The sequence below is a fragment of the Pseudomonas sp. PS01298 genome (genome assembly GCF_029959745.1).
GTDB lineage: Bacteria > Pseudomonadota > Gammaproteobacteria > Pseudomonadales > Pseudomonadaceae > Aquipseudomonas > Aquipseudomonas aylmerensis.
Genome location: NZ_JASCPP010000006.1, coordinates 18,544 through 43,059 on the forward strand (window position 1 = coordinate 18,544; position 24,516 = coordinate 43,059).

Genomic DNA, 24,516 nt, shown 5'->3' on the forward strand with positions numbered 1-24,516 from the left:
TCTGTCTGTATAGCTCAATTTGAAAGGGAGTTTTGTAACGTAAAGTTAACGAGATAGGCGCCCGCTTGCCGGCGATCGACGCAACTCGGGTGATGTAACCACCAAAGTGCTCGTATCGCCAGCGAACCGGGGGTCTGTAAGGATCAGGGCAACACGGTCCAGATAGCGAACCCGGCATACCACAGCACCGCCGCGCGCAGCAGCAGCTCCCACAGGCGGTCCAGGCTGTTGATGCCATCGGCACCGACCACTGGCGGCGGGATTTCGGCGGCAACCAGGCCCACCTTTTCCACCAGATGGGCGGCGCTGATATCCCAGTTCAACAGTTCGTGCAGCATCACGCGGCTGACCGCGACGAAATTGCCTACCAGGGCGAAGCTGGCTGCCAGCAGGCGAACCGGCAACCAGTCAAATGCATGCCGCAATTGCCCGGCACGCTCGGCCACCAGCGGATTCTTGCTGTGTTCGCTGGCCAGCGCCAGCAGGCGATACGCCAGGGCGGCCACCGGGCCCAGCAGGAAGTACCAGAAAATCACCGCGAAAAAGCTCTGGTAGGCCTGCCACAGCAGATGCCCCTGGACGCGTTCGAGCAGCTGTTCGCCGCTGTCGGCACTCAGGCTCAGGTCGCGCTCGGCCACGTGCTCTGCGGCTTGCAGGTCGCCGCGCCGCCAGGCATCGCGAAACGGGCCCAGCCCGGCCAGTAGATCGCCACGCCCCAGGCTGTAGATCACCACCACCAGGTGCACCGGCAGTGCCAACAACCCGTAGGCCACCGGCTCCAGCACCAGAAGCAACAGCGCCAGCAACGCCACCGGCAGCAACACCATCACGGTCAGAATCAGCCAGGGCTGCTTGCCCATGCGCGGGCTGGATTCCAGCTTGGCCAGCTCGCGCAACCAGCCGCCATCGCGCTGCACACGCCGGCGCAGGGCCGAGAATTTCTCGATCCAGACCGCCAGCACCAACACCAGAAAACTCATTGTGCGTGTCCTCCATCCAGCAGGGCGCTGCGAAAGCGCGTCCAATCAAAAGCGGGGCCGGGATCGGTCTTGCGTCCCGGCGCGATATCGCTGTGGCCACAAATCCGCTGCGGCGTGATCCCGGGGTAGGCCGCCAGCAACTGGCGGGCCAGGTCGATCAGCGACACATACTGGGCGTCGGTGAACGGCAGGTCATCGGTGCCTTCCAGCTCGATTCCCAGGGAAAAATCATTGCACGTCTCTCGCCCTTCGAAGCACGAGACCCCGGCATGCCAGGCGCGGTCGATGCAGGACACAAACTGCGTCACCGCGCCGTCGCGCTCAATCAGAAAATGCGCGGACACCCGTAGGTCAGCAATCCCTTCAAAGTAGGGATGTTCCGTGACATCCAGGCGGTTCTGGAAAAACTCCTGCACCTTGCCGGTAGCGAACTGCGCGGGCGGCAGGCTGATGTTATGCACCACCAACAGTGAGATTTCGCCTGCGGGGCGCTCGTTGAAGTTGGGCGAAGGGCAATGACGAATACCCTTGCACCAACCGCTGGCGGAGTCCAACTGCATACCGGTTCCTTGAACGAGACAAAGTGTTACCAGTATGCCGCGTTCGCCCCTGTGGTTGCGATCACTTGCCGCGATTGAGTTGTCGCAGCTTGCCCACTACCGCCGCCAGCGCGCGCTCGAACAAGGGCCCATCGTCGAGCCTATGCAGCGTGCCAGCCTTGAATGCCGCCGCCAGTTGGCCGGCGCTTTGCTCCAGGACCTTGAGCCCCGTGCGACTGACAAAGATGTAGCGATTGGCCGGCGCCATGATCATCGTGAGCTTGCATCGCAGGCTGCTGGCAGTCTCGCGTTGGAACTCCACCCACTGCCCCATCCGCAATTGCCGAGCCTGGAGCAGGTCGGGATCGTTGTCCGGCAGGTCTTCATCCGGCTCATGCGAGACCGCCCCAAGTACAAAGGGCTCACTCACCTCGATCAGCTCATCGAGGTCGTCAGTCGCCTGCCTATGCAGGGCCTGCAGCCGCACAAAAAAATCACGCGTGCTGAATGGGTCGAACGCAGCGCTGGTCAATCCGTCACGCAACGCCTTGAGCAATCCCGGCAACTGTTCCAGCAAGTGGCGCCCGGCTTCGGTGTCTTGCTGCAGGCTGACACTCCAGATCAGTTCGTCGAGGGTGCGCAGCCCCGCTTGCCATTGCACCGACTGCTCACCGTGCTTGAGGCTGGCCAGCAACAGCACCTGGCTCCAGGCCTGCTGCAGGAACTGCACCACCGTGCGTGGCAGGACCTTACCCAGCAGCCGCCGGTTGAGCACATCAGCCACTCGCTGACGGGCCGCCTCGGTGCGTACGCGAGCTTCCTCGGCTTCGCGGGTGTGCTGTTCGAGCAATTCGCTGCGGTGCCGCTCACCGGCGGTAAACGCACTGAACTCGGTCAACAACCCGGAAAAAATCGCCGGGTCTTCGACATAGTCGTTGAGCAGGCGCTGCACCACTTGTTCGATACGCAGGTACAGGTGGTCGCGCTGATAGTCATCACACGGGCTCCAGCCCATGGCCGCCGCCGCGACTTCATTGAGCAGGCGCCGCGCGGGGTGGTTGGCGCGGGTGAAAAAGCTCTTGTCCAACACTGCGACTTTGAGCATCGGGATCTGCAATCGGCCGATCAAGGCCTTGAAGGCATCGGGCACCGTGCGGTCATTGAGGATGAACTCGAACAACAGCGCGACCAGGTTGATCACGTCTTCGTCCGCATCCTCCACCACCCGCGACTTGCCACTCTTGACGCTGACACGCGTGAGCAGTTGTTCAAGCTGGTTGCGCAGGTCGAAGTCGTCTTCAAGCTCCGGCTCCGGCACATACTGCTGCAAATGGGACAGCAGCCTGAGCAGGTCACGGGTGGCGATTGGCTGGGGCTCGGCGCTGGCTTCGAGGGTGGGGGCCACGCTGCCGCGCACGGCTTTGAGCAGCTCCTGCAGGACGGCGAACGCTTGCTGGCCGCTGTCATCGACAGGCTGCTCGGCGCCCGGCTGCGCATCCGGGCTGGGTTGTTCACGGGCGGCACGCCCACCGGCGCGGCGCGAGGGGGCGGCCTTGAGTTCCGGCAACACCCCCGTCGCGACCAGCAATTGGTTGGCTTCGCCGTACAACTGGTCGGCATCGCTGAGCACGTATTTTTCGAAGAGCTTGAGCATGATCAGCTTGACGCGAATTTCCACGCCGAGGCTGCGCCCCGCCCGCAGGAAAAACTCGCAGAGCAGCGCCGGACCGAGCGGGTTCTCCCGATCGTCCAGGCGATTGCCGAGCAATGCACTCAAACGGGCGGTCAGTTGCCCCAGCGCCAGTCCGTCGCGGTGATGCACCCGGCCCAGCATGGCCTCCAGCGCCACGGCTTTTTCCAGTTGATCCCTGGAGGTACCGGGTGCGGCGTCGTAGGACATCACCGGCACCCACTTCAACGCCCCCCGCCCCGCGTCGCCCAGGTTGGCAAAGGCTTCGAACAGCCGCTCCATGAACACGCGCTCGAAATTCTTGCGCTTGAGGCGCAGGTCGCGCATGGCTTCGAAGAAAATATGGTGATCGACGTTGTTACGGGCCTTGTCGGCCATTTCGAACAACGTGTCATCGGCGTTATCGAACAGTTCCTGCAGCCCCTGCTGCAGCTGTTGCGCCGCCTTGTCGCGAACCTGCAGCAACACCACCGGCAACCGGGCGAGCGGAGATGGCGTGGCGTGTGCCTTGTTGATTGGCACCACCTTTCCGTCATTGTGCATCCTGGCCTCCTGAAACGGCGGTATTGAGTGGGGCAAAGATCGGCTACAGGCCCGCGTGGGCACACTGGATAGCCGGTGATTACCATGACGTCAAAGCTATGACGCCAATTGAAAGGCGCGAGATTATCTTGCAAATGAGGGGGGTTGCGCCAGCAAACTCTGCGACGGCGCGGTAAATGAGCAGCGAGTGTGGGTTCGGACGCGCACTGCCCCTATAATCGGGGCACTTTGTTTGTGGAGCCTGTTATGCCGAATCTCCGTCTTGCCGACCTCACCGCCGAAATCGAAGCCAACGTGCGCCGCGCACTGCTGGAAGACATCGGCAGCGGCGACATCACCGCACAGTTGATCCCGGCCGAACGGCTGGCCACGGCCGCCATCATTACCCGCGACAACGCAGTCATTTCCGGTACGGCCTGGGTCGATGCAGTGTTCCGCCAGTTGGACCCACGCGTCGCCGTGCATTGGCAGGTGGCCGACGGTGAGCGCGTCAGCCCCAATCAGGTGCTGTTCCGCCTTGAAGGACCAGCACGCTCGCTGCTCAGCGGCGAACGCTGTGCGCTGAATTTCCTGCAATTGCTCTCCGGGGTCGCTACCCGCGCGCAGTACCTGGCGGATTTTGTCGCGAGCACTCAGGTCAAGCTGTTGGACACCCGCAAAACCCTGCCGGGCCTGCGCCTGGCGCAGAAGTACGCGGTGACCTGCGGCGGCTGCCACAACCACCGTATCGGTTTGTACGACGCGTTCCTGATCAAGGAAAACCATATTGCCGCCTGTGGTGGCATCGCCCAAGCCATCACCGCCGCGCACAAGATCGCCCCCGGCAAACCGGTGGAAATCGAAGTGGAAAGCCTGCAGGAACTGCGCGAAGCGCTGGCGGCGGGCGCCGATATCATCATGCTCGATGAGCTGAGCCTGGAAGACATGCGTGAAGCCGTGCGCCTGAATGGCGGCAAGGCCAAGCTGGAGGCCAGCGGCGGGATCAATGAAAGCACGCTGCTGCCTATCGCCGAGACCGGGGTGGACTACATCTCCATTGGCGCGATGACCAAGGATGTAAAAGCGGTGGATCTGTCGATGCGTCTCAGCATCTGAGGAAAATCTGCAGGAGCCGGGTTGCCGGCTCCTGCAGGCTGATTCAAACAACCAGGCCGTTCATCTCGCAATATTCTTCCCAGTCGACGCCCAGTACCTCAGATGCCTCCTTGTGCAAGGCGAGCCTGGCGGCTTCGAATTCTTCCGGTGTCGACGTGTAATAGAGGGTCAGCTCCCAGGGCTGGTAGCCCCGGCTCTCGGCCTCGTCCTCGAATGCCCACTGAATCTGGTCGCGCTGATCATCGGCGCTCAGGTCCTTGATCTCTTCTTTAAGCTGCGGCGATTCCTCGAGGTATTTTTCGAGGGCTGCTTGATGCCGAACTTCCTGGGTCATTTCAGTTGTGGTCATGTTGTTCTCTTAGATCGAGGAATGGGGATGCATCTGGGTCATCAAGGTTGCGCAGATACAAAAGAGCGGGCGCAAATGCCAGCTCGTCTGGCCTTCAGAACCATTCTGGGATCATCTGAAAACAGTGTTGCCTTTGAGACAGTGTTGCCTTTGAAGCAGTAGTGCCCTTTTGCCCGAGACAGGAATCGAACCTGCGACCTTCGCGTTACGAGTGCGCTGCTCTACCGGCTGAGCTACACGGGCGGTGGGCTAAAGCTAGCACCGCATCGGGCGTCCGGCAACTTGCGGCCCTCAACGGGCAATCACGCCCTGGGTCCAAAAGCGGGGTCGCAGCAAATTGTCATGGCTGTCCAGGTACTGCCGCTGGGCTTGGGTGATGTGCGGGATGTCGCGCGCTGCGATGAAGATCAACAGACCAACGGCCAATACACTCAGGGTTTTCCACGCCCCCCGCAACCATGGCACCGCTGCGAAGGCCGGCAACCGCCACTCATGCAGTGCCAGCAGCCAGCCCACGACCAGCGCCAGCCACACCTGGGAGACTGGCATCACAATCACGCCGTCGACCATGGACTGCACCAACGCGCCAACCAATGCCGCAAACAGGCATAGCCTCAGCAGGTCCGCACGTTCGGCGGACAGCGCGCGCTCACGCAGCACAGCCAACGTGGCCCAGCCACCTCGCCACGCCAAGGCCGCAACGCACACGGCGGATGGCACTCCCCATTCACTGGCCCATTGCAGGATAGCCTGGTGGGGGTGAGCGGCAATCTTGTTGGCAATATCGGCAAAATGCATCGGCCCGAAGCCCAGCCAGGGGCGCTCGACGAGCATATGCCACGCCTGCCACCAGATCGGGCCACGCCCCGACAGCGAGGTGGTGAGGCGATCACGCGCAGCATTGGTAATCTCGATTCCCAGGTAATCCGCCAACACCGTGAACAACAGCCAGTACAGCAACAAGCCGCATGACACTGCAGCCAATTGCCAGCCGAGCCAGCGCCGCCCCCAGGGCCCCAACATCGCCAGCGCCGCCCCGGCCACGCCGAGGCCAAGCCATGTACCGCGCGTGCCGCCGCTGATCGCGATCAACCACCAGACACACAGCAACGCAAATACCAGGCCTCGCTGGGTTCGAGAGGCCTTGGGCAGTAACAGGGGGAGCGCCAGCAGCGGCAAGGTAAAGGTCTGGAACTGGCCGTAAAAGCGCTTGTTGGAAAAGCTCGACAGCAACAGGTCAGGGTCCAGCGTCAGCGCACCACTGCTGAAGGCCACCGCGCCGGCGTACAGGTATTGGATGGATTTGATCAGGCACAGCAACACCACGACCATGACCAGCAAACGGTCCAGAGGCTCACCTTCGCGGCGACGCAGCACGGCAAACGCCACGGTGATCGCCGCGCAACCGACAAACAACGCCACTTCGGTAAACGCCCAGAGCGGCTGTCGGGCCAGCGCCGAGGACACCAGCCCCAGCACGATGATCAGCGCAAGCCCGAGGGCCGTGAACCGATCCACCAACCGCTCCTGCGAAGTCACCGACAGCCCATACAGCACCGCGCAGACGGCAATGGCAATCTGCAATGTCCGCTGTAGATCATGCCCACTGAAGGGCACGCATATCCCCACAACCAGCAAACACACCGTCACTACCAGGAAAATACTGCCGCGCTGCTGTACAGATAACGACATCGGCCACCTCTACGTCCATGTGGATGGTTTAGCAGTCAGGCACCGTCGGCGCCGCAACCTTTGGCTGCATATTTGGCATCGGCGGTCGTACTGCACTTCCAGCCCGTGGTGGCATTGCGCGTGAGGTTGATGCTCTTGCCCAGCACCGGTGCCGGTGCGTCGAGTATTTCGCAACTGATGGAACCGGCCCCCGTGGCAACGTCGCCGGAGACGTCGATCTTGCAGTTGGCCGTGGGGCTGGTGCCGCCGATCAATGCCAGGGTGGGCACGGTCCCTTGATTGAGGGTGTCTTCGTACCCGGCTTTCAACGCCGTGATTTCAGCCAGGCCGGCAGTGAATTTAGCCTTGGCCTGGTGGGTGGTGTACATCGGCAGGCCGATGGTGGCCAAAATGCCGATGATTGCCACGACGATCAGTAACTCGATCAGGGTAAAACCTTTCTGACGCATCACATTCACTCTCCAGAATAAAACTCATGACAAGGCGCGTCCTGCGCCCCGTATTTTGCAGCGGCGCCAGTGTACTCATCCGCAAGCGGTCAATCGCGCACAAGACGCACATTCTGACATTTTATCGGTGGTTCCCCGCCAGCCCGAATCCGTCACCTGACTAAGCTATAAATCTTCGACGACTTGTGTGCGGAACCGTGACATGAACAACGCCTCGACGATTTACGCCTGGGAAGGCATCAACCGCAAAGGACGCAAGGTCTGCGGGCATGCCACGGCGCACAACCCGGCCCTGGTAAAGGCGCAGCTGCGCCAGCAAGGCATCAGCCCCGGTCGCGTGCGCGAACGATCGCATTGGCTGCCGAGCTTCACCCCGCCCGTTAAACCGGCGGACATCACCTTGTTCACGCGCCAACTGGCCACGCTGCTCAAAGCCGGGATCGCACTGCTGCAGGCCTTCGACATCATCAGCGAAGGCTTCGACAACCCCTCGGTGCGCGAGCGGGTGCAGCGCCTGAAGCAGGAGGTCGCCGCCGGCACCAACCTGAGTGAAGCGTTGCGCAAACAACCGCGCTATTTCGATGAGCTGTACTGCAACCTGGTGGCTGCCGGTGAACAAGCGGGGGCACTTGAGACCTTGCTGGAGCGCGTGGCGGTCCACCGGGAAAAGAGCGAACGGCTCAAAGCCAGAATCAAAAAGGCCATGACCTACCCGATCGCAGTGCTGGTGGTCGCGAGCGTCGTCACCGGCGTGCTGTTGATCCACGTGGTGCCGCAATTCCAGACGTTGTTTGCCGGGGTCGACGGCAAGCTGCCGGATTTCACCCTCCACGTGATCGCGCTGTCCGAGTTCATGCAACGCGCCTGGTGGATCGTGGCGCTGGGCCTGGGGTCTGCAGCCATGGGGTTGCGTCACGCCTATCGCGCTTCAGTAGAGGTTCGTCGCTGGCTGGACGCCGGTTTGTTGAAAACGCCCCTGGCAGGCAAACTGCTGCAGAAATCGGCAGTAGCCCGCTTCGCCCGTACGCTCTCCACGACGTTTGCTGCCGGCGTTCCGCTGGTGCAGGCGCTGGGGTCGGTGGCCGGCGCTGCTGGTTCAGAACCGTTCAAACAGGCAATCGAGCTTATGCGACACGATGTATCCACCGGTATGCAATTGAATCAATCCATGGCCGCCAGCGGGCTGTTTCCCGGCATGGCGATCCAGATGACGGCGATCGGCGAAGAGTCGGGCACCCTGGACCGCATGCTGGAAAAAGTCGCCAGTCATTACGAGGCCGCAGTGGACGATCAGGTCGATAACCTCACGAGTTTGATGGAACCGCTGATCATGGTGGTATTGGGCGGAATTGTCGGGGCACTGGTCGTCGCCATGTACCTGCCGGTTTTCCAATTGGGGAGCGCATTTTGAGCCTGCTGCTGAGCGAGCACGCCTGGTTTTTTGTGTCGATGGCCTTGGTGCTGGGGGTGATCGTCGGCAGTTTTCTCAACGTACTGGTGTGGCGCCTGCCAAAAATGCTCGAACGGGAATGGCGAGCCCAGGCCCATGAAGTGCTCGGCTTGCCCGCCGAACCTGCAGGGCCGACCTACAACCTGATACTGCCCCACTCATGCTGCCCCCACTGCAATCACCCGATCCGCCCGTGGGAAAACATTCCCCTGCTCAGTTATCTGTTGCTCAAGGGCCGCTGCGCTCACTGCCGGGGAGCGATCAGTGCGCGCTACCCACTCACCGAACTGGCGAGCGGGTTGCTCTGCGCGCTGGTGGCCTGGCATTTCGGTTTCGGTTGGCAAGCCGCAGCGCTGATGCTGTTGAGCTGTGGGTTATTGGCGATGAGCCTGATCGATGCCGACCACCAACTGCTGCCGGATGTGCTGGTATTTCCGCTGCTGTGGCTGGGGCTGATCGTCAATAGCTTCGGGCTGTTCACCACGTTGCCCGATGCCCTGTGGGGCGCCGTGATCGGCTACCTGAGCCTGTGGAGCGTGTTCTGGCTGTTCAAACTGGCCACCGGCAAGGACGGCATGGGCCACGGCGACTTCAAGTTGCTCGCCCTGCTCGGGGCCTGGGGCGGCTGGCAGATCCTGCCGATGACACTGCTGATGTCATCGCTGGTGGGGGTATTTTGTGGCTTGATCCTGATGCGAATGCGCAAGGCCCAGGCGTCGACACCCATGCCATTTGGTCCATATCTGGCGATTGCCGGCTGGATTGCATTGCTCTGGGGTGGTCAAATAACCGACTTCTATTTGCAGTCTGTCGGTTTCAGATGACCAATTCTGTTGCAACACCCTGGATTCTTGGCCTGACTGGCGGTATCGGCAGTGGCAAGAGCGCAGCAGCCCAGCACTTTGTCGACCTGGGCATCGACCTGGTGGACGCCGATCACGCCGCGCGCTGGGTGGTCGAACCTGGGCGACCGGCACTGGCATGCATCGCCGAGCATTTCGGCGACGGCGTGCTGCAACCTGACGGCCAGCTGGACCGCGCCGCACTGCGTAAGCTGATCTTTGAAGTACCTGAAGAGCGACGCTGGCTCGAAGCCTTGCTGCATCCGCTGATTGGCGAAGAGATTCGCAGCCACTTGGCGCGCGCGCAGTCACCCTACGCGATTCTGGTGTCGCCGCTGCTGATCGAATCCGGCCAGTACAGCATGACCCAGCGCATCCTGGTGATCGACGTGCCGCAATCGCTGCAGATTCAGCGTACCCTGCAGCGCGATGGCATCAGCGAACAGCAGGTGCAGGCGATCCTCAAGGCCCAGTCCAGCCGCGAAGACCGCCTGAACCATGCCGATGACGTACTGGTCAATGACCAGGACCTGGCCTGGCTGCACAGCGAGGTCGAGCGACTGCACCACTTTTACCTTACTTTGCGTGGAGGCCGATCATGAGCCAACCCTTGACCGTCGATTGCCCAACCTGCGGCGCCCCCGTGGAATGGAAAGCGACCAACCTCAACCGGCCGTTCTGCTCGGACCGTTGCAAACTCATCGACCTCGGCGCGTGGGCCGCTGAGGAGCACAAGATCCCGGTAGCTCCGGACGCTGAGGACGAGCTGTTCTCCGAGGACCTGCCGCCGCGCCATTAAGGGCGCATAAAGGCATATTCCTGCTGGTCGTCGAGATTCTCTGCAAGGTATTGCAGCTCGTCGGCCAGGTCTTCGAAACTGCGCACCCCCTTGCTCTGCTGCACCACCGCGCTGAGCATGGCGCGCAGGGTCAAGCCCGGATCGAAACCGATTTCCTGTGCCGCGTCCTGGCTTCTGCGCAACTCCTGCCGTGCCCATTCGTACACACTCATGTCCGTGCTCCTGGAAAATTTTGCAGAGCATGGGCCTGCGCGACCCCGCGGGATTTGATCTGGATCAACGCCGCGAATCGTCATCCTTCCAGGGTGCCGACAGGTAGCGCGTGCGATTGAACGTCTCCAACCACTCCGGGCAAAACACCACCAGGGCGCTGATGACCATGCCGTTGATAAAGGCCTCGGGGAAGATGATCAGCCACAGGTAGCCGATGAAATCTTCCAGCCATTCCGGCATGGCAAAACGCCCGTCCAACCACAGCAGGCCCAATGCGGCCAGCAGGCAGAGCAACGCCGACAACGCAGCAGCGAAGAAACCGGAACAGAAGATGTACACGAAGGGATTGCGCGGTTGCGCCCGCTCCACCAGCAGTGCGCAGCCTTCAGTAACCAGCACCGGCAACACAATCAGCAGCATGCCATTGACGCCGAGGGCTGCGAGATCCTGGCGCCCCAGTGCCATCAGGCCCAGCTGGGCGGCAAACCCACCGACAATGGCTAACGGCCAATCCAGCAACAGGGTCACGGCAGTCATGCCGATAAAGTGGTAGGAAACCCCGGTATCGAAATCACGCCGTACCAGCCACAGCATGAACAGCGCGAATACCGTGCCGAACAGCAAATGCTGGCGCCGCCGGTCGGCAAACAACTCGACCCACGGCGAGCGCAGGATCGCCCACAGCAACACCGGCGCGTACAACAACCAACCGATGCCGAGCGTCGTCGGTGCCAGCACGGCGGCGCTGATCACGGCTTCACCTGCTCCAGGGCCTGGCGCAGTTCCGTGGCGGAGGCGTATTCGCGTTGCTCAATCAATTGGCCTTTATCCAACTGCAGCCACAGCACTTTATCCACGGCGCCCGGGTAGCGCGGGGTGATGCGCGCCTCCCGATCGAGCATGACCCGGTAGTTGTAGGCCTGCATGGCGGGTACCGCGAACAGCTTGGCGATCAGCCGGGGCATGCGCTGTATGTCCGCGACAAACACCGCATGCCGTGCTTCCAGGTAACCTTTGGGCTGGCCTTGCAGCGCTGCGTCCACCTGCTTGGCGGCGTCCATGCTGCGCGCGACCAGCAGAATCTGCGCCTGATCATTCAGGGTGTAGGCCTGGTCAAATTGATCCAGCAGGGTCCACGGCGCCAGGCGCTCTCCCACCTCGACGGCCTGGGCGCACAAGGGCAGCAGGCCAAGCAACAGCAGCAGAAAAAACTTCACAGCGGACTCCTCATCCTCGGCATAGCGGTCGAGTAGCCAGTCTACACCGACCTTTTGCAGCGGGACTTCCTGCGGTCATCATTTGGACGCTAAGCTGCAAGCATGGATGACTCAGATTATTTGCGCCTGCTCACCGTAGCGGCCGAACAAGCCAATGCTTTTCTGTCCAATGCCCGCAAATGGGAGCGTGAGCGTTGGGTCTGCCAGCGCCTGTTGCAAGGCTTGAATGTGCCTTATCGGGCCGAGGAGTTTCACGCCGCCGGGCAGGAACCGCCGGACGTGCTGTTTCGCGATGCCAGTTTCGAAGTGTTTTTCGTATTGGATGAGGGACGGCGCCTGAACGACGAATGGCGCGACGAATTGCTGCGCCGGCGCAGTGCGTTTTCCCTCAGCCAACTGGTGCGGCGCGAAGCCAAGCCTCGGCGCATTCCCGCCCACGAATTCCTGCTGCGCCTGGCGCCGACCCTGCGCAAGAAGGCCCATAACTACAAGGAACGCGGGATGGACCTGGGCGAGTTGGACATCGTCGCCTTCACCAGCCTCAAGCGCGAAGTGCTGGACCTCAACAGCCACTTCCCGCCGCCTACCGAATACCTGCGCCAGGGCTGGCGCTCGCTGTCGCTGGTTGGGCCGACATTTGCGCGGGTATTGTTCGCGCATCCGGATGCACCGGATTTCTTGCGCAACAACCTGGGGCGCAGCATAGTGTTCGACGTGGGCATCAGCCTGTGACGCAGGCACAGGCTACGCTTGTGGCGAGACCGCCCACTTCCCGACTGTAACGTGGCGCCCTTTTGCAACGTCTACCTGACGAGGCCTTTATGACCAGCCGCCTGAACCCCGATGACCAACAGCATGTCGAAGAGTACCTGCAACTCTCCCAGAACCAAGTCGAGCGCAAGCCTTTCCGGCCGTGGCTGCTCCTTGGTGTGGTGCTGGTGGTGGTGATCGGGCTCGGGTTGCTGAGCCGCCTTTTGAGTTACCTGACGCTATGAGCTGCCTGGCGCTCGCGGGGGTAACTGCTCCGATTTCTTTTAGCCTTGCGAGATATCCCCATGACCCATCGTATTATTATCGTCGGCGGCGGCGCCGGCGGCCTGGAGTTGGCTACCCGCCTGGGTAAGACTCTGGGCAAGCGCGGCACCGCCAGCATCACGCTGGTAGACGCCAACCTGACCCATATCTGGAAGCCGTTGCTGCACGAAGTGGCTGCCGGCTCGCTGAACTCTTCGGAAGACGAACTCAATTACGTCGCCCAGGCCAAATGGAACCACTTCGAGTTCCAACTGGGACGCATGAGCGGACTCGACCGTGAGCAGAAGAAAATCCAGCTGGCCGCCACCCTCGATGAAGAGGGCCGTGAGCTGGTGCCCGCGCGCGTGCTGGGCTATGACAGCCTGGTGATTGCGGTCGGTAGCACCACCAACGACTTCGGTACCGAAGGCGCCGCACAGCACTGTCTGTTCCTCGACACCCGCAAGCAGGCCGAGCGCTTCCATCAGCAATTGCTCAACCACTACCTGCGCGCCCATGCCGGGCAGACCGATACCATTGAACAGATCAGCGTTGCCATCGTTGGCGCCGGTGCCACCGGCGTGGAGCTGGCTGCCGAGCTGCATAACGCCGCCCACGAACTGGCAGCGTACGGCCTGGACCGCATCAAGCCGGAAAACATGCACATCACCCTGATCGAAGCCGGCCCACGGGTATTGCCCGCGCTGCCGGAGCGCATTGGCGGACCTGTGCATAAAACCCTGGAGAAACTTGGGGTGACCGTGCTGACCAACTCGGCGGTCAGCGAAGTGACGGCCGACGCGCTGATCACCAGCAGCGGCCAGGTGATTCCTGCCAGCCTCAAGGTGTGGGCAGCCGGTATTCGCGCGCCTGGCTTCCTCAAGGATATCGATGGCCTGGAAACCAACCGCATTAATCAGCTGCAAGTGCTGCCGACGCTGCAGACCACCCGCGACGAAAATATCTTCGCCTTTGGCGATTGTGCCGCCTGCCCGCAACCGGGCACTGACCGTAATGTACCGCCACGCGCCCAGGCGGCTCACCAGCAGGCCTCGTTGCTGGCCAAGTCGCTGAAGCTGCGGATCGAGGGCAAGGACCTGCCGTCTTACAAGTACACCGACTACGGCTCGCTGATCTCGCTGTCGCGGTTCTCGGCGGTAGGTAACCTGATGGGCAACCTCACCGGCAGCGTGATGCTCGAAGGCTGGCTGGCGCGGATGTTCTATGTGTCGCTGTACCGCATGCACCAGATGGCGCTGTATGGCTTCTTCCGCACGGCGATGCTGATGCTGGGCAGCAAGATCGGACGCGGGACCGAGCCGCGCCTCAAGCTGCACTGATACCGCACAACCCTGTGGGCGCTGGCTTGCTGGCGATGGTGGTGGGTCAGCCGACGAAAGTGTCGCTGATACAACGCTTTCGCGGGCAAGCCCGCTCCCACAGGGGAACTGCGCTGGCTGCCAGTTCCCACATTGGAATTGCGCTGGCTTCTACAGAGGTTGAATTTCGGGCAAAAAAAATCCCCGTATCTTTCGATACGGGGATTTTTAATATGGTCGGGGTAAGGGGATTCGAACTCCTGACATCCTGCTCCCAAAGCAGGCGCGCTACCGGACTGCGCTATACCCCGGTAAAAAAAAGGCGACCTTTCAGTCGCCTTCTTCGATCAGCGCTTTTGGCCTCTGATCTTAAGATTCGATTCCAGCGTTAACTGGTCTCAAAAATGGTGGGTCGTGTGGGATTCGAACCTACGACCAATTGGTTAAAAGCCAACTGCTCTACCAACTGAGCTAACGACCCAAATATGGTCGGGGTAGGGGGATTCGAACTCCCGACATCCTGCTCCCAAAGCAGGCGCGCTACCGGACTGCGCTATACCCCGGTTTGAAATTGGCTCCGTGACCAGGACTCGAACCTGGGACCCAATGATTAACAGTCATTTGCTCTACCGACTGAGCTATCACGGAACTACATATTTCAAAGTACAACTTTTGCTGCGGTGTAACCTTCTCTTCGACCCGTCCGTATCGCTACGTTCATGTCTCTGAGGCGCGCTATTCTACAATCTTAAAAACCCCTGTCAACCCTTTAAATTGCTTTTAAGACAATGATTTGCGCTTCTTTCTGATTTCTTCTTGGGGAGAAGAAACCCGTGGGCTGACGTTGCTGCGGGGCGCACTTTACAAGCCTTTGCCTTACAGTTCAACGCCCTATCGAAAAAAAAGGCCCCGCAATGCGGGGCCTCCTCTTATCGCCATACAGGCCGGGCTCAGTGGAAGACGATTTCGTCGTTTTCCACCGTCGCCGTGACGCTGGTGCCTGGCATGAAGCTGCCCGACAGGATCAACTGCGCCAGCGGGTTTTCGATCCAGCGCTGGATCGCACGCTTCAACGGCCGTGCGCCATACACCGGGTCGTAACCGACCGCGATCAGTTTGTCCAACGCCTCGCGGCTCAGCTCCAGCGACAGCTCGCGCTCGGCCAGGCGGCCACGCAGGCGACCCAACTGGATCTCGGTAATGCCCGCGATCTGATCCCGCGCCAAAGGCTCGAAGATCACCACTTCATCGACCCGGTTGATAAATTCCGGACGGAAGTGCGTGGTCAGTGCGTCCATCACCGCAGCACGCTGCGCTTCGCGATCACCCACCAACTCCTGGATCTGCGCCGAGCCCAGGTTGGAGGTCATCACGATCACCGTATTGCGGAAGTCCACGGTACGCCCGTGACTGTCCGTCAGACGGCCATCTTCCAGCACCTGCAGCAGGATGTTGAACACATCCGGGTGGGCCTTCTCGACCTCATCCAGCAGGATCACCGAGTAAGGCTTGCGCCGCACGGCTTCGGTCAGGTAACCGCCCTCCTCGTAGCCCACATAGCCTGGTGGCGCACCGATCAAGCGGGCCACCGAGTGTTTCTCCATGAATTCGGACATATCGATCCGCACCATGGCCTCTTCGGTATCAAAGAGGAACTCGGCCAAGGCCTTGCACAGCTCGGTCTTGCCCACGCCGGTCGGGCCGAGGAACATGAACGAGCCGCTTGGGCGGTTCGGGTCGGACAAGCCGGCCCGGGAACGCCGCACCGCGTTGGACACCGCGACCACCGCCTCTTCCTGGCCGATGACGCGTTGGTGCAAGAGGTGCTCCATCTTCAGCAACTTGTCGCGCTCGCCTTCGAGCATCTTCGACACCGGGATGCCGGTCCACTTGGAGACGACCTCGGCGATTTCCTCCTCGGTCACCTTGCTGCGCAGCAGCTGGTTCTCGCTGTGGCCATGCTGGTCGACCATCTGCAGGCTGCGCTCCAGGTCCGGGATTACCCCGTACTGCAACTCGGCCATGCGGTTCAGGTCGCCTTTACGGCGCGCCGCTTCCAACTCCTGACGCGACTGCTCGATCTTTTGCTGGATCTGGGCGGAGCCCTGTACTTCGGCCTTTTCCGAGGTCCAGATTTCTTCGAGATCCGAGTATTCGCGTTCGAGGCGGACGATTTCTTCCTGGAGTTTTTCCAGGCGTTTCTTCGCCGCATCGTCCTCTTCTTTCTTCAGGGCCTGGGATTCGACTTTCAGTTGAATCAGGCGCCGATCCAGACGGTCGAGCACTTCCGGCTTGGAGTCGATCTCCATGCGGATGCGGCTGGCCGCTTCGTCGATCAGGTCGATGGCCTTGTCCGGCAACTGCCGGTCAGTGATATAGCGATGGCTCAATTTGGCCGCCGCAATGATCGCGCCGTCGGTAATCGCCACCTTATGGTGGACCTCATAGCGTTCTTTCAGGCCACGCAGGATCGCGATGGTGTCTTCTTCGCTCGGTTCTTCCACCAGCACTTTCTGGAAACGCCGCTCCAGGGCTGCGTCTTTCTCGATGTACTGGCGGTACTCGTTGAGCGTCGTGGCACCCACGCAATGCAACTCACCCCGCGCCAATGCGGGCTTGAGCATGTTGCCTGCGTCCATCGAGCCTTCGCCTTTACCGGCGCCGACCATGGTGTGCAGTTCGTCGATAAACAGAATGATCTGCCCTTCCTGCTTCGACAGCTCGTTCAACAGGGATTTGAGGCGCTCTTCGAATTCACCACGGAACTTGGCACCGGCGATCAGCGAACCCATGTCCAGGGACAACAGGCGCTTGCCTTTGAGACCGTCCGGCACTTCACCGTTGATGATGCGCTGGGCCAGGCCTTCGGCAATCGCGGTCTTACCCACGCCAGGCTCGCCGATCAGCACCGGGTTGTTCTTGGTGCGACGCTGCAGGACCTGGATAGTGCGACGAATCTCATCGTCACGGCCGATCACCGGATCCAGCTTGCCTTCTTCGGCGCGCTTGGTCAGGTCGACGGTGTACTTGTCCAGGGCCTGGCGCGACTCCTCATGGTTGGGGTCGTTGACCGCCTCGCCGCCGCGCAGGTTGTTGATGGCGTTTTCCAGGGCTTTCTTGCTCACGCCCTGCCCCAGCAACAATTTGCCAAGCTTGCTGTTGTCGTCCATGGCGGCGAGCAATACCAGCTCGCTGGAAATGAACTGGTCACCTTTCTGCTGGGCCAGGCGATCGGCCTGGTTGAGCAGACGTGCCAGGTCCTGCGACATGTTCACGTCGCCGGTAGGGTTTTGGATTTTCGGCAGTTGGTCGAGCTCTTTGCTCAACTCCTTGCGCAGGCTGTTGACGTCAAAGCCCACCTGCATCAGCAAGGGCTTGATAGAACCACCTTGCTGATCCAGAAGCGCCTGCATCAAGTGCGCAGGCTCGATGGCCGGGTGGTCGAGGCCCACCGCCAACGATTGAGAGTCCGATAAGGCCAACTGCAATTTGCTGGTTAAACGATCTATACGCATTAGTCACCTTCCTTTTGAGCAGGCCGGAGCTATGTGCGAGCGAGCTTGCTCGCGATAAACACATCCTGAATGAAGAAACCTGCCAGATACCCCTATAGATGGGGTGGATTCTGGAAGATTCAAGCGACCGACGGTTGATATGGATCAGCGTTGACCCAGATCAACAGAGTCTAGCGTTCAAGCCAGATAAGGGAGGCAAAACGACCGGTGCGGGGGCTGCGCCGGTAAGAAAAGAAGCGCGGGTCGGTGACGGTGCAGAAGCCGCCACCATAAACCGCGGTGATGCCACGTGCCGCCAGGCGCAGGCGGGCCAACTGGTAGATATCGGCCATGAACTTGCCGGGATTGCGGCTCGGCACAAAGGCCTCGGCGGCAACCGGCAGTTGCTGCATAAAGGCCTCACGCACTTCCGGGCCGACTTCAAAAGCCTGTGGACCGATGGCCGGGCCCAGCCACACCAACACCTCACCGGGATCGGTATCCAGGCTTTCGAAGGCGGCTTCGAGCACACCCGCTGCAAGGCCACGCCAGCCGGCATGGGCTGCTGCGACACGCGTACCGGCACGGTTGCAGAATAATGCGGGCAGGCAATCGGCGGTCATGGACGTGCAGGCGATGCCGGGCGTGCTGCTCCAACTGCCATCGGCTTCGGCGGTCACTCCAGGATTCGCCTCGACCACCTTCACCCCATGGACCTGACGCAGCCAGGCGGGCTGGATATCAAAGGCATCAGTGAGGCGACGGCGGTTTTCGAGTACAGCCTCCAGGCTGTCCTCGACATGATCGCCCAGGTTGAGACTGTCGAACGGCGCCAGGCTGACGCCGCCCGCACGGGTGGTGACGCAGGCCTTGACCTGAGCCGGCGCGGGCCAGTCAGGAATCAGCCAGTCACTCATCCGATAAACGCCTCGCGATCCTGCTTGAGCAGCGACAGCAACCAGACCAGATCGTCTGGAAGAGGCGATTCCCAGCTCATCCGCTTACCGCTCGTCGGATGATCCAGCTCCAGGAAACGTGCATGCAGTGCCTGGCGCGGGAAGTTTTTCAGCGAATCAACCATGGTCGCACTGGCCGCCGGTGGAATGCGGAAGCGGCCACCGTAGGCCGGGTCGCCGACCAACGGGAAGTTGATGTGGGCCATGTGCACACGAATCTGGTGGGTACGCCCGGTTTCCAGCTTGACCCGCACATGGGTGTGGGACCGGAAACGCTCCAGCACACGGTAGTGGCTGACGGCCTGCTTGCCACCTTCCATTACCGCCATACGCTGGCGCTGCTGGCCGTGGCGACCAATTGGGGCGTTGATCTTGCCACCCGCCACCACCACGCCGATCACGATGCACTCGTAGATCCGGCTGACACTGCGGCTCTGCAATTGCGTCACCAGCTGTGTCTGCGCCTGGATGGTCTTGGCCACCACCATCAGGCCGGTGGTGTCCTTGTCCAGGCGGTGCACGATGCCACAACGCGGGACATTGATGATGTCCGGCACGTGGTGCAACAGAGCATTGAGCAAGGTGCCATCAGCGTGCCCGGCCGCCGGGTGAACCACCAGGCCTGCGGGTTTGTTGATGACCAGGATGTCGTCGTCTTCATAGACGATATCCAGCTCGATGTCCTGGGCGACCCATTCTCCCTGGGCTTCCTGCTCGGCAGTCAGCTCAAGAATCGCACCGCCATGCACTATGTCTCGCGGGCGGATAACCGCTCCATCCACAGTCAGGCGGCCGTCTTTGATCCAGGCGGAAAGGCGCGAGCGCGAGTGCTCAGCGAATAATTGTGCGGCGACTTGATCGAGGCGTTGGCCGCCCAATTCGGACGGCACCTCTGCGCGAAGTTCAATTTTATCGGACATGCTCAGACTAGGCGTGGCACAGCCTTTGGTTTCGGCTGCGCGCTTGTGGTTAAATACGGCGTCTTTTGCCCCGAGGCTTTCAACGGGGCGCTCATCATAACAGGACGGCCCCGCCCAAGACAGCGGCCGTCATAGGGACGCAAGCCGCCATGCAAGTGAAACACCTGCTGCTGATCGCCATCCTCGCCATGACTGCTGCTTGCTCGTCAACAAAGGAAGTCGTCGACGAAAACCTGAGCGAAGTCGAGTTGTACCAACTGGCTCAGAAAGACTTGGACAATAATAGCTACACCAGCGCCACAGCGAAGCTGAAGGCACTGGAGTCGCGCTATCCGTTCGGGCGCTACGCCGACCAGGCCCAGCTCGAGCTGATCTACGCCAACTACAAGAACGCCGAGCCGGAAGCTGCCAAGTCCGCCGCCGAGCGTTTCATCCGCCTGCACCCGCAGCACCCGAACGTCGACTACGCCTACTACATGAAGGGCCTGACCTCGTTCGACCAGGACGTCGGCCTGCTGGCGCGCTTCCTGCCGCTGGACATGACCAAGCGTGACCCGGGCGCTGCCCGCGACTCCTACAACGAGTTCGCCCAGCTGACCAGCCGCTTCCCCAACAGCCGCTACGCGCCGGACGCCAAGCAGCGCATGATCTACCTGCGCAACCTGCTGGCTTCCTACGAGATTCACGTGGCTCACTACTACCTGACCCGTCAGGCTTATGTAGCGGCAGCCAACCGTGGTCGTTATGTCGTGGAAAACTTCCAGGAAACGCCTTCGGTCGGTGATGGCCTGGCAGTGATGACCGAGGCTTACCAGCGCCTGCACCTGGACGAACTGGCCAGCACCAGCCTGGAAACCCTCAAGCTCAACTACCCTGACCACCCAAGCCTGAAGGACGGCCAGTTCGTGCCTCAGGTTGCCGAAGCCGACAACCGTTCGTGGCTGAGCAAGTACACCCTGGGCCTGATCGAGTCCCGTCCGCCGCTGCCGCCGGGCGAAACCCGCGCCAACCAGGACGTGATCAAGCAGTACCAGGACGCCAAGGACGCGATCCCTTCGGACCTCAAGCCACACGACGAGAACGGCGACGTGATCGAAGAGCAAGAGCCGCAGGCCCTGGGCAACAACCAGGACCGCTCGTGGTTCAGCTACATGACCTTCGGTGTGTTCGACTGATTCAGTCGACGCAACGCAAAAGGGAGCCCCACGGGGCTCCCTTTTTTATGCGCCAGCATTATTGCGCTGTGCGCCTGTCGCGTCCTTGGCTAAACTGGCCCATTACTTATCGAGAAACTGCCCATCATGGTTCGTCTACTGTTCTGGATTGCCGTCATTGCTGCCGCGGTATGGTTCTGGCGCAAATTCAAAAGCCCGACCGCCAGACAGCAACGCCCCGGCGAACCGGGCGCAGCCCTGATGGTGCGCTGCGCACATTGCGGCGTGCATCTGCCGCAGGATCGCGCCCTCAGCTCACGCCAGGAGTGGTATTGCACGCAGGCGCATCTGGAACAGGGGCCGAAGTCTATCCAGCGTTGAGGCGACCAGCGGGCGCGTAGGGTGCTGGATCAATGATCGGCGCTCTCTCCAGCAACAAATCCGCAAACAGCTGGCAGGACGCCGGCGCCAGCACCAGGCCATTGCGGTAATGCCCGCAGTTGAGCCATAGCCCATTAAAGCCCGGCACCTGGCCGATATACGGAATACCTTCCGGAGAGCCGGGGCGTAAACCGGCCCAGTGCCCCACCACTTCGGCATCTGCCAAGGCTGGAATCAGCTCCACCGCCGACGCCTTCAAGCTTTCCAGCGCAGTGTCGGTAGGCGTCTTGTCGAAGCCTTCATGCTCCAGGGTGCTGCCGATCAGGATGTGCCCGTCGCGCCGGGGAATCGCATAGCGCCCCTTGGCCAGGACCATGCTCGAGAGGAAATCCGAGGCACATTTGTACAGAATCATCTGTCCCTTGACCGGCTCCACCGGCAGCGCCAACCCCAGCGTACCGAGCAGCTGACCACTCCACGCCCCCGCCGCCAGCACGACCTGATCGCCATGGATCGGGCCATCCGCCGTGTTCACGCCCACGACATTGCCATCCTCGAGGACAAAACCAGCTACCTCGCATTGCTCGTGAATCGTCACACCCGGCAACGCCAACAGTGCCGCCTTGAGCGATTTGACCAACCGCGGGTTGCGCACATTGGCCACGTTGGCCATGTAGATCGCCCGGGCATAGCCGCCACCCAGTACCGGGACGGCATCGTGGGCAGCGGACACATCCACTTTGCTCAACGGCCGGCCTTCACGTGCCGCCCAGGCCAGGGCCTCGGCTTCGTCATCCAGATCGAGCCAGTACAACCCGGTGGTATGCACCTCCGGGTCAACGCCTGTGGCCGCAAACAGCCGCTCGGCCAGCTGTGGATAAAAATCCTGGGACCAATGGGCCAGCGCAGTGACCGCCGGGCTGTAGCGCCATGGGTACAAGGGCGAAACAATGCCACCGCCGGCCCAGGAAGACTCCTGCCCCACGCCCGCGCGCTCCAGCAGCACCACCGCCTGCCCTTGCGTCGCCAGGTTGTACGCCGTCAACAAGCCGATAACACCGCCACCGACAATCACCACTTGCTGTTGCTTAGCCATCATTTGATCCAGCCGATAAATAGGAACAAGCGCACCCGGCGCCCAATCATCCAGCACTCTCATCATTGCCCCCAGCATGTCTTGCGCGACATGGCGGGTGCGGCGCCAAGGTTGGCCCGCGCACCGCTGCTGGTCAGGCTGAAGTCACCACAGGGATCGCCGGCCATTCCAGAGTCGACGGCAGGCGTAGCCACCAGGCGGTAATCCTGAGGGTTCAATGCTGCGGTGATTCTATAGCGATCATTGCCCGTACTGACGCCGCTTGCGTCAATAAAAGTACCGTTCCTCGCATAAAAGCGCTCCAGGTACTGAGCCTGCTCGGTCAACAGCGCGACGATCTCGGCGCGATAGACTTTTTTCACATGACCGGCGTACCCGGGGTAAGCGATACCGGCCAGAAGCCCGATGATCGCCACGGCGATCAGTAACTCGATCAGGGTAAAACCCTGGCTATCCATGTCCATCCCTCTACTCCTTATTGAAGTTGTCGCCAGGCCACTCGCCGAAACCACGACCGCCCGTCCTCCTCTACCCGCACATACACACTCTCCAGCACCGTACGCGATTGGCCACTGAACCCGACCGCGGTCACTCGGTACAAGGTGGCCGGGGTTTGCGCCGGCAAATGCGCCACCCCCACGCCAGTCCCCAGGGATTGCACACCGTAGAGACCACCTTTCAGGCCGGCCCAATTCACGCCCGACACGGGATTCACGCCAGCACCTGTCACCGAGAACGCCTCACCCGGTGGCGCACAGGTGACGAACGATTGGCACGGCGCCAACCCCGCAAACTCCCGCCGCACCCTTGACTCACCCAGCCTCAAGCCACTTTCAGCCGTCTGAAGTGACTGGTTGCGATGCCAGAGGCTCGCGGCGATCTTTTGCTGCGTCACAGCCATTTGCATCGATGACAAACCGACCAGCGACAACAGCAGCAGAAACACCAGGCTGATCAACAGCACCATGCCGCCTTGACGAGAAAACACCATGGCCGCCCTACCCCACACGGTTTCTCAGCGCCGCCGCGACGCTGTAGGTTTGATCCTTGACCCGGCCTGTCGGGTCTTGCAGCGTCATCAGGATGCGCACGCTGCGTATCAAGGCAGCGTCGACCGGGCTGTCGTCGTAGCGCGCCACCGTCAATGAGTCCAACCTGTCGGCCATGCCAAAACTGATTTCGAAACGCTGCACGTTATCCACCAGCACCGCCTTGGCCCGCGCAGCGGGCGTGCTGACCTTCAACTGCCCCGCCTCAAAGGTGTAGGTAAGCTGGCGTAGCGCAAAAGAGATTTGCCCAGGCGTTGGCGCAGGTGCGCTGGCGGAGTAGGCATGGGCAGTGCCGGTGCAGTCGGACAGCACCGTCCAGTCGGGTTTGCCACCTGCGATATCAGCGGTGATCAACGTCAGCGACTTTGAGGCGCCCACGGCACTCCAGGCGACAGGCCGGTCAAAGGCCGGCGGGGCATTCTCGATAACCGCTGTCGCCAGGCAGCCAAACATGCCGGCCTGGCGAATGTCCTGGATCAACTTGCCCAGGGCAAACCGCGCATCATCCTGCAGCAACATCGCCGCCTGCTGACTGGCAGAGGTCGTTCGCGAGCTGATCGCCACCTGGCTCACGCCGAGGATCAGCACCAGCCCGACGGCCAGGGCCAACAGTAATTCCACCAGGCTGAAACCGCGTGCGTCCCTCCTCACTGTGCGGCCTCCATGCGACTGGTCAGGGTGAAGGTTTCGCGCGCACCCGGGGTATGCGTGCCGCGTTGATCGTTCCAACTGATGCTGACAGTCACCTCATTGGCGCCGATCACCACCGAACCCGTCGCGCTCTCCCCGGCGAAACCGCGAATATTCGCCTCGAAGTCATGCAGATCCAGATCGCGCACGCTGGCGTTTGCGGTACTGGCCGGCACGCTCGCCCCGGCGCGCCATGCGTAATCGGCACCGGCATTGGCGCGAATTCGGTCGAGCATGTCGTAGGCGATGAAACTGGCCTGGCTGGTCATCCGTGAACTGTCGGTGTACTTGAGCGCGTTCAACTGGATCACTGCCGCACCCAGCAGGCCGACGGCGAGAATCAGCACCGCCATCAGCACCTCGATCAATGTAGTGCCGCCCTGGTGCCTGGGCGCGGCATTAAAAAAGCAGGTAGTCGGACAGGCAAGCATTACCGTCGTCATCCGTGTCGAAGGCCAAGGGAAGCAGGAAAATCCTGCTGTGCGGCCCAAGACTAGCGTCGGTTGTCAGCCCGCGCTGCTGCGGGAACAAAGGGAAATACTTTGGACATGAAGGCCATCATCCGTTACCGCCGACGTGGCGCTA

Annotated in this window: 27 protein-coding genes and 5 tRNA genes; 10 read left to right on the top strand and 22 right to left on the bottom strand. The window is 61.3% G+C overall.

Translation table 11 applies throughout. The annotated features are described in order from the left end of the window. Positions 1-143: 143 nt before the first annotated feature. From ampE to QMX97_RS04395, 3 genes are all read right to left on the bottom strand, one after another. Complete coding sequence (ampE, locus tag QMX97_RS04385) at positions 144-980, bottom strand: regulatory signaling modulator protein AmpE (RefSeq protein ID WP_282396185.1); 837 nt, start codon at positions 978-980, stop codon at positions 144-146. After that, positions 977-1,540 carry a 1,6-anhydro-N-acetylmuramyl-L-alanine amidase AmpD gene (gene ampD / locus QMX97_RS04390; RefSeq protein WP_106805180.1) on the bottom strand — a complete coding sequence of 188 codons (564 nt, stop codon included), beginning with the start codon at positions 1,538-1,540 and terminating at the stop codon, positions 977-979. Before ampD ends, ampE begins: the two co-directional genes overlap by 4 nt. A gap of 61 nt (positions 1,541-1,601) precedes the next feature. Beyond that, positions 1,602-3,752, bottom strand: coding sequence for a DUF1631 domain-containing protein (locus QMX97_RS04395; protein ID WP_282396187.1), 2,151 nt, complete (start codon positions 3,750-3,752; stop codon positions 1,602-1,604). A gap of 246 nt (positions 3,753-3,998) precedes the next feature. On the opposite strand from QMX97_RS04395, the gene nadC reads away from it, so the two are divergent. Next, positions 3,999-4,847, top strand: a complete 849-nt coding sequence (gene nadC / locus QMX97_RS04400) for a carboxylating nicotinate-nucleotide diphosphorylase (protein WP_065900584.1) — start codon at positions 3,999-4,001, stop codon at positions 4,845-4,847. Positions 4,848-4,890: 43 nt separating this feature from the next. On the opposite strand, the gene QMX97_RS04405 is transcribed toward nadC, so the two are convergent. The 4 genes from QMX97_RS04405 to QMX97_RS04420 form a co-directional block, all read right to left on the bottom strand. Then, the gene (locus QMX97_RS04405) at positions 4,891-5,196 is read right to left on the bottom strand and encodes a DUF6388 family protein (RefSeq protein WP_065900582.1); all 306 of its coding nucleotides are present in this window, start codon (positions 5,194-5,196) and stop codon (positions 4,891-4,893) included. Between the two features lie 170 nt (positions 5,197-5,366). Next, positions 5,367-5,439, bottom strand: a tRNA-Thr gene (locus QMX97_RS04410). 48 nt (positions 5,440-5,487) lie between these two features. Beyond that, positions 5,488-6,888 carry an O-antigen ligase family protein gene (locus QMX97_RS04415; RefSeq protein WP_282396189.1) on the bottom strand — a complete coding sequence of 467 codons (1,401 nt, stop codon included), beginning with the start codon at positions 6,886-6,888 and terminating at the stop codon, positions 5,488-5,490. 35 nt (positions 6,889-6,923) lie between these two features. Then, a complete protein-coding gene (locus QMX97_RS04420; protein WP_065900578.1) occupies positions 6,924-7,337 on the bottom strand; it encodes a pilin in 414 nt (137 codons plus the stop codon). 202 nt (positions 7,338-7,539) lie between these two features. Here QMX97_RS04420 and QMX97_RS04425 point away from each other — a divergent pair, with 202 nt between their 5' ends. The 4 genes from QMX97_RS04425 to yacG are packed head-to-tail and all read left to right on the top strand — an operon-like array spanning position 7,540 to position 10,428. Beyond that, entirely contained in the window at positions 7,540-8,748 is a 1,209-nt protein-coding gene (locus QMX97_RS04425) for a type II secretion system F family protein (protein ID WP_120447610.1), read from the top strand. Next, positions 8,745-9,611 carry an A24 family peptidase gene (locus QMX97_RS04430; protein WP_282396191.1) on the top strand — a complete coding sequence of 289 codons (867 nt, stop codon included), beginning with the start codon at positions 8,745-8,747 and terminating at the stop codon, positions 9,609-9,611. The genes QMX97_RS04425 and QMX97_RS04430 overlap by 4 nt, the downstream gene beginning before the upstream one ends. Further along, positions 9,608-10,231, top strand: coding sequence for a dephospho-CoA kinase (gene coaE, locus QMX97_RS04435; RefSeq protein ID WP_065900573.1), 624 nt, complete (start codon positions 9,608-9,610; stop codon positions 10,229-10,231). Before QMX97_RS04430 ends, coaE begins: the two co-directional genes overlap by 4 nt. After that, positions 10,228-10,428: a DNA gyrase inhibitor YacG gene (gene yacG / locus QMX97_RS04440; protein WP_003188437.1), complete on the top strand. Its 201-nt coding sequence runs from the start codon at positions 10,228-10,230 to the stop codon at positions 10,426-10,428. Before coaE ends, yacG begins: the two co-directional genes overlap by 4 nt. Here the strand turns inward: yacG and QMX97_RS04445 are convergent. From QMX97_RS04445 to QMX97_RS04455, 3 genes are all read right to left on the bottom strand, one after another. Next, positions 10,425-10,640: a hypothetical protein gene (locus QMX97_RS04445; protein WP_003171680.1), complete on the bottom strand. Its 216-nt coding sequence runs from the start codon at positions 10,638-10,640 to the stop codon at positions 10,425-10,427. The genes yacG and QMX97_RS04445 overlap by 4 nt on opposite strands. A gap of 64 nt (positions 10,641-10,704) precedes the next feature. Then, complete coding sequence (locus QMX97_RS04450) at positions 10,705-11,394, bottom strand: energy-coupling factor ABC transporter permease (protein WP_065900572.1); 690 nt, start codon at positions 11,392-11,394, stop codon at positions 10,705-10,707. Further along, entirely contained in the window at positions 11,391-11,858 is a 468-nt protein-coding gene (locus QMX97_RS04455) for an FAD/FMN-containing dehydrogenase (RefSeq protein ID WP_282396194.1), read from the bottom strand. Before QMX97_RS04455 ends, QMX97_RS04450 begins: the two co-directional genes overlap by 4 nt. Before the next feature lie 102 nt (positions 11,859-11,960). On the opposite strand from QMX97_RS04455, the gene QMX97_RS04460 reads away from it, so the two are divergent. The 3 genes from QMX97_RS04460 (at position 11,961) to QMX97_RS04470 (ending at position 14,212) form a co-directional block, all read left to right on the top strand. Further along, complete coding sequence (locus QMX97_RS04460; protein ID WP_010213242.1) at positions 11,961-12,590, top strand: DUF1780 domain-containing protein; 630 nt, start codon at positions 11,961-11,963, stop codon at positions 12,588-12,590. An 89-nt stretch (positions 12,591-12,679) separates the two neighbouring features. Further along, entirely contained in the window at positions 12,680-12,853 is a 174-nt protein-coding gene (locus tag QMX97_RS04465) for a DUF3094 family protein (RefSeq protein WP_048724181.1), read from the top strand. Between the two features lie 60 nt (positions 12,854-12,913). Further along, complete coding sequence (locus QMX97_RS04470) at positions 12,914-14,212, top strand: NAD(P)/FAD-dependent oxidoreductase (protein ID WP_065900570.1); 1,299 nt, start codon at positions 12,914-12,916, stop codon at positions 14,210-14,212. Between the two features lie 213 nt (positions 14,213-14,425). Here the strand turns inward: QMX97_RS04470 and QMX97_RS04475 are convergent. From QMX97_RS04475 to rluD, 7 genes are all read right to left on the bottom strand, one after another. Further along, positions 14,426-14,502: transfer RNA gene (locus tag QMX97_RS04475), tRNA-Pro, on the bottom strand. A 94-nt stretch (positions 14,503-14,596) separates the two neighbouring features. Continuing rightward, positions 14,597-14,672 (bottom strand) — tRNA-Lys (locus QMX97_RS04480). A 5-nt stretch (positions 14,673-14,677) separates the two neighbouring features. Then, a tRNA-Pro gene (locus QMX97_RS04485) sits at positions 14,678-14,754 on the bottom strand. Positions 14,755-14,763: 9 nt separating this feature from the next. Beyond that, positions 14,764-14,839: transfer RNA gene (locus QMX97_RS04490), tRNA-Asn, on the bottom strand. Between the two features lie 302 nt (positions 14,840-15,141). After that, positions 15,142-17,706: an ATP-dependent chaperone ClpB gene (gene clpB, locus QMX97_RS04495; RefSeq protein ID WP_065900568.1), complete on the bottom strand. Its 2,565-nt coding sequence runs from the start codon at positions 17,704-17,706 to the stop codon at positions 15,142-15,144. 170 nt (positions 17,707-17,876) lie between these two features. Then, positions 17,877-18,602 carry a peptidoglycan editing factor PgeF gene (pgeF, locus tag QMX97_RS04500; RefSeq protein WP_282396201.1) on the bottom strand — a complete coding sequence of 242 codons (726 nt, stop codon included), beginning with the start codon at positions 18,600-18,602 and terminating at the stop codon, positions 17,877-17,879. Next, on the bottom strand, positions 18,599-19,561 hold the full coding sequence (gene rluD / locus QMX97_RS04505) for a 23S rRNA pseudouridine(1911/1915/1917) synthase RluD (protein ID WP_010213248.1): 963 nt from the start codon (positions 19,559-19,561) through the stop codon (positions 18,599-18,601). Before rluD ends, pgeF begins: the two co-directional genes overlap by 4 nt. A 149-nt stretch (positions 19,562-19,710) precedes the next feature. On the opposite strand from rluD, the gene QMX97_RS04510 reads away from it, so the two are divergent. Together QMX97_RS04510 and QMX97_RS04515 are read left to right on the top strand one after the other, a co-directional pair. Continuing rightward, entirely contained in the window at positions 19,711-20,736 is a 1,026-nt protein-coding gene (locus tag QMX97_RS04510) for an outer membrane protein assembly factor BamD (protein ID WP_065900564.1), read from the top strand. A 126-nt stretch (positions 20,737-20,862) separates the two neighbouring features. Continuing rightward, the gene (locus QMX97_RS04515; RefSeq protein WP_065900562.1) at positions 20,863-21,096 is read left to right on the top strand and encodes a PP0621 family protein; all 234 of its coding nucleotides are present in this window, start codon (positions 20,863-20,865) and stop codon (positions 21,094-21,096) included. On the opposite strand, the gene thiO is transcribed toward QMX97_RS04515, so the two are convergent. The 5 genes from thiO to pilV all read right to left on the bottom strand — a co-directional run bounded on the left by thiO (position 21,083) and on the right by pilV (position 24,362). Continuing rightward, positions 21,083-22,192 carry a glycine oxidase ThiO gene (gene thiO, locus QMX97_RS04520; RefSeq protein ID WP_065900560.1) on the bottom strand — a complete coding sequence of 370 codons (1,110 nt, stop codon included), beginning with the start codon at positions 22,190-22,192 and terminating at the stop codon, positions 21,083-21,085. The genes QMX97_RS04515 and thiO overlap by 14 nt on opposite strands. A gap of 62 nt (positions 22,193-22,254) precedes the next feature. Beyond that, positions 22,255-22,656, bottom strand: coding sequence for a type IV pilin protein (locus QMX97_RS04525; protein WP_282396202.1), 402 nt, complete (start codon positions 22,654-22,656; stop codon positions 22,255-22,257). An 11-nt stretch (positions 22,657-22,667) separates the two neighbouring features. Then, the gene (locus QMX97_RS04530) at positions 22,668-23,183 is read right to left on the bottom strand and encodes a PilX N-terminal domain-containing pilus assembly protein (protein ID WP_282396203.1); all 516 of its coding nucleotides are present in this window, start codon (positions 23,181-23,183) and stop codon (positions 22,668-22,670) included. Positions 23,184-23,190: 7 nt separating this feature from the next. Further along, positions 23,191-23,892, bottom strand: a complete 702-nt coding sequence (locus QMX97_RS04535) for a prepilin-type N-terminal cleavage/methylation domain-containing protein (protein ID WP_282396204.1) — start codon at positions 23,890-23,892, stop codon at positions 23,191-23,193. Further along, positions 23,889-24,362: a type IV pilus modification protein PilV gene (gene pilV, locus QMX97_RS04540; protein ID WP_065900554.1), complete on the bottom strand. Its 474-nt coding sequence runs from the start codon at positions 24,360-24,362 to the stop codon at positions 23,889-23,891. The genes QMX97_RS04535 and pilV overlap by 4 nt, the downstream gene beginning before the upstream one ends. Between the last annotated feature and the right edge of the window lie 154 nt (positions 24,363-24,516).

What these genes read in the sequence shown, in the direction of transcription:
- QMX97_RS04445 (WP_003171680.1), bottom strand. Translation starts at nt 10,640, where the DNA reads ATGAGTGTGTACGAATGGGCACGGCAGGAGTTGCGCAGAAGCCAGGAC.
- QMX97_RS04465 (WP_048724181.1), top strand. Translation starts at nt 12,680, where the DNA reads ATGACCAGCCGCCTGAACCCCGATGACCAACAGCATGTCGAAGAGTAC.
- QMX97_RS04525 (WP_282396202.1), bottom strand. Translation starts at nt 22,656, where the DNA reads ATGGACATGGATAGCCAGGGTTTTACCCTGATCGAGTTACTGATCGCC.
- ampD (WP_106805180.1), bottom strand. Translation starts at nt 1,540, where the DNA reads ATGCAGTTGGACTCCGCCAGCGGTTGGTGCAAGGGTATTCGTCATTGC.
- QMX97_RS04515 (WP_065900562.1), top strand. Translation starts at nt 20,863, where the DNA reads ATGGTTCGTCTACTGTTCTGGATTGCCGTCATTGCTGCCGCGGTATGG.
- QMX97_RS04415 (WP_282396189.1), bottom strand. Translation starts at nt 6,888, where the DNA reads ATGTCGTTATCTGTACAGCAGCGCGGCAGTATTTTCCTGGTAGTGACG.
- yacG (WP_003188437.1), top strand. Translation starts at nt 10,228, where the DNA reads ATGAGCCAACCCTTGACCGTCGATTGCCCAACCTGCGGCGCCCCCGTG.
- QMX97_RS04405 (WP_065900582.1), bottom strand. Translation starts at nt 5,196, where the DNA reads ATGACCACAACTGAAATGACCCAGGAAGTTCGGCATCAAGCAGCCCTC.
- QMX97_RS04530 (WP_282396203.1), bottom strand. Translation starts at nt 23,183, where the DNA reads ATGGTGTTTTCTCGTCAAGGCGGCATGGTGCTGTTGATCAGCCTGGTG.
- ampE (WP_282396185.1), bottom strand. Translation starts at nt 980, where the DNA reads ATGAGTTTTCTGGTGTTGGTGCTGGCGGTCTGGATCGAGAAATTCTCG.
- pilV (WP_065900554.1), bottom strand. Translation starts at nt 24,362, where the DNA reads ATGCTTGCCTGTCCGACTACCTGCTTTTTTAATGCCGCGCCCAGGCAC.
- QMX97_RS04460 (WP_010213242.1), top strand. Translation starts at nt 11,961, where the DNA reads ATGGATGACTCAGATTATTTGCGCCTGCTCACCGTAGCGGCCGAACAA.
- nadC (WP_065900584.1), top strand. Translation starts at nt 3,999, where the DNA reads ATGCCGAATCTCCGTCTTGCCGACCTCACCGCCGAAATCGAAGCCAAC.
- coaE (WP_065900573.1), top strand. Translation starts at nt 9,608, where the DNA reads ATGACCAATTCTGTTGCAACACCCTGGATTCTTGGCCTGACTGGCGGT.
- thiO (WP_065900560.1), bottom strand. Translation starts at nt 22,192, where the DNA reads ATGGCTAAGCAACAGCAAGTGGTGATTGTCGGTGGCGGTGTTATCGGC.
- clpB (WP_065900568.1), bottom strand. Translation starts at nt 17,706, where the DNA reads ATGCGTATAGATCGTTTAACCAGCAAATTGCAGTTGGCCTTATCGGAC.
- rluD (WP_010213248.1), bottom strand. Translation starts at nt 19,561, where the DNA reads ATGTCCGATAAAATTGAACTTCGCGCAGAGGTGCCGTCCGAATTGGGC.
- QMX97_RS04420 (WP_065900578.1), bottom strand. Translation starts at nt 7,337, where the DNA reads ATGCGTCAGAAAGGTTTTACCCTGATCGAGTTACTGATCGTCGTGGCA.
- QMX97_RS04425 (WP_120447610.1), top strand. Translation starts at nt 7,540, where the DNA reads ATGAACAACGCCTCGACGATTTACGCCTGGGAAGGCATCAACCGCAAA.
- QMX97_RS04470 (WP_065900570.1), top strand. Translation starts at nt 12,914, where the DNA reads ATGACCCATCGTATTATTATCGTCGGCGGCGGCGCCGGCGGCCTGGAG.
- pgeF (WP_282396201.1), bottom strand. Translation starts at nt 18,602, where the DNA reads ATGAGTGACTGGCTGATTCCTGACTGGCCCGCGCCGGCTCAGGTCAAG.
- QMX97_RS04510 (WP_065900564.1), top strand. Translation starts at nt 19,711, where the DNA reads ATGCAAGTGAAACACCTGCTGCTGATCGCCATCCTCGCCATGACTGCT.
- QMX97_RS04395 (WP_282396187.1), bottom strand. Translation starts at nt 3,752, where the DNA reads ATGCACAATGACGGAAAGGTGGTGCCAATCAACAAGGCACACGCCACG.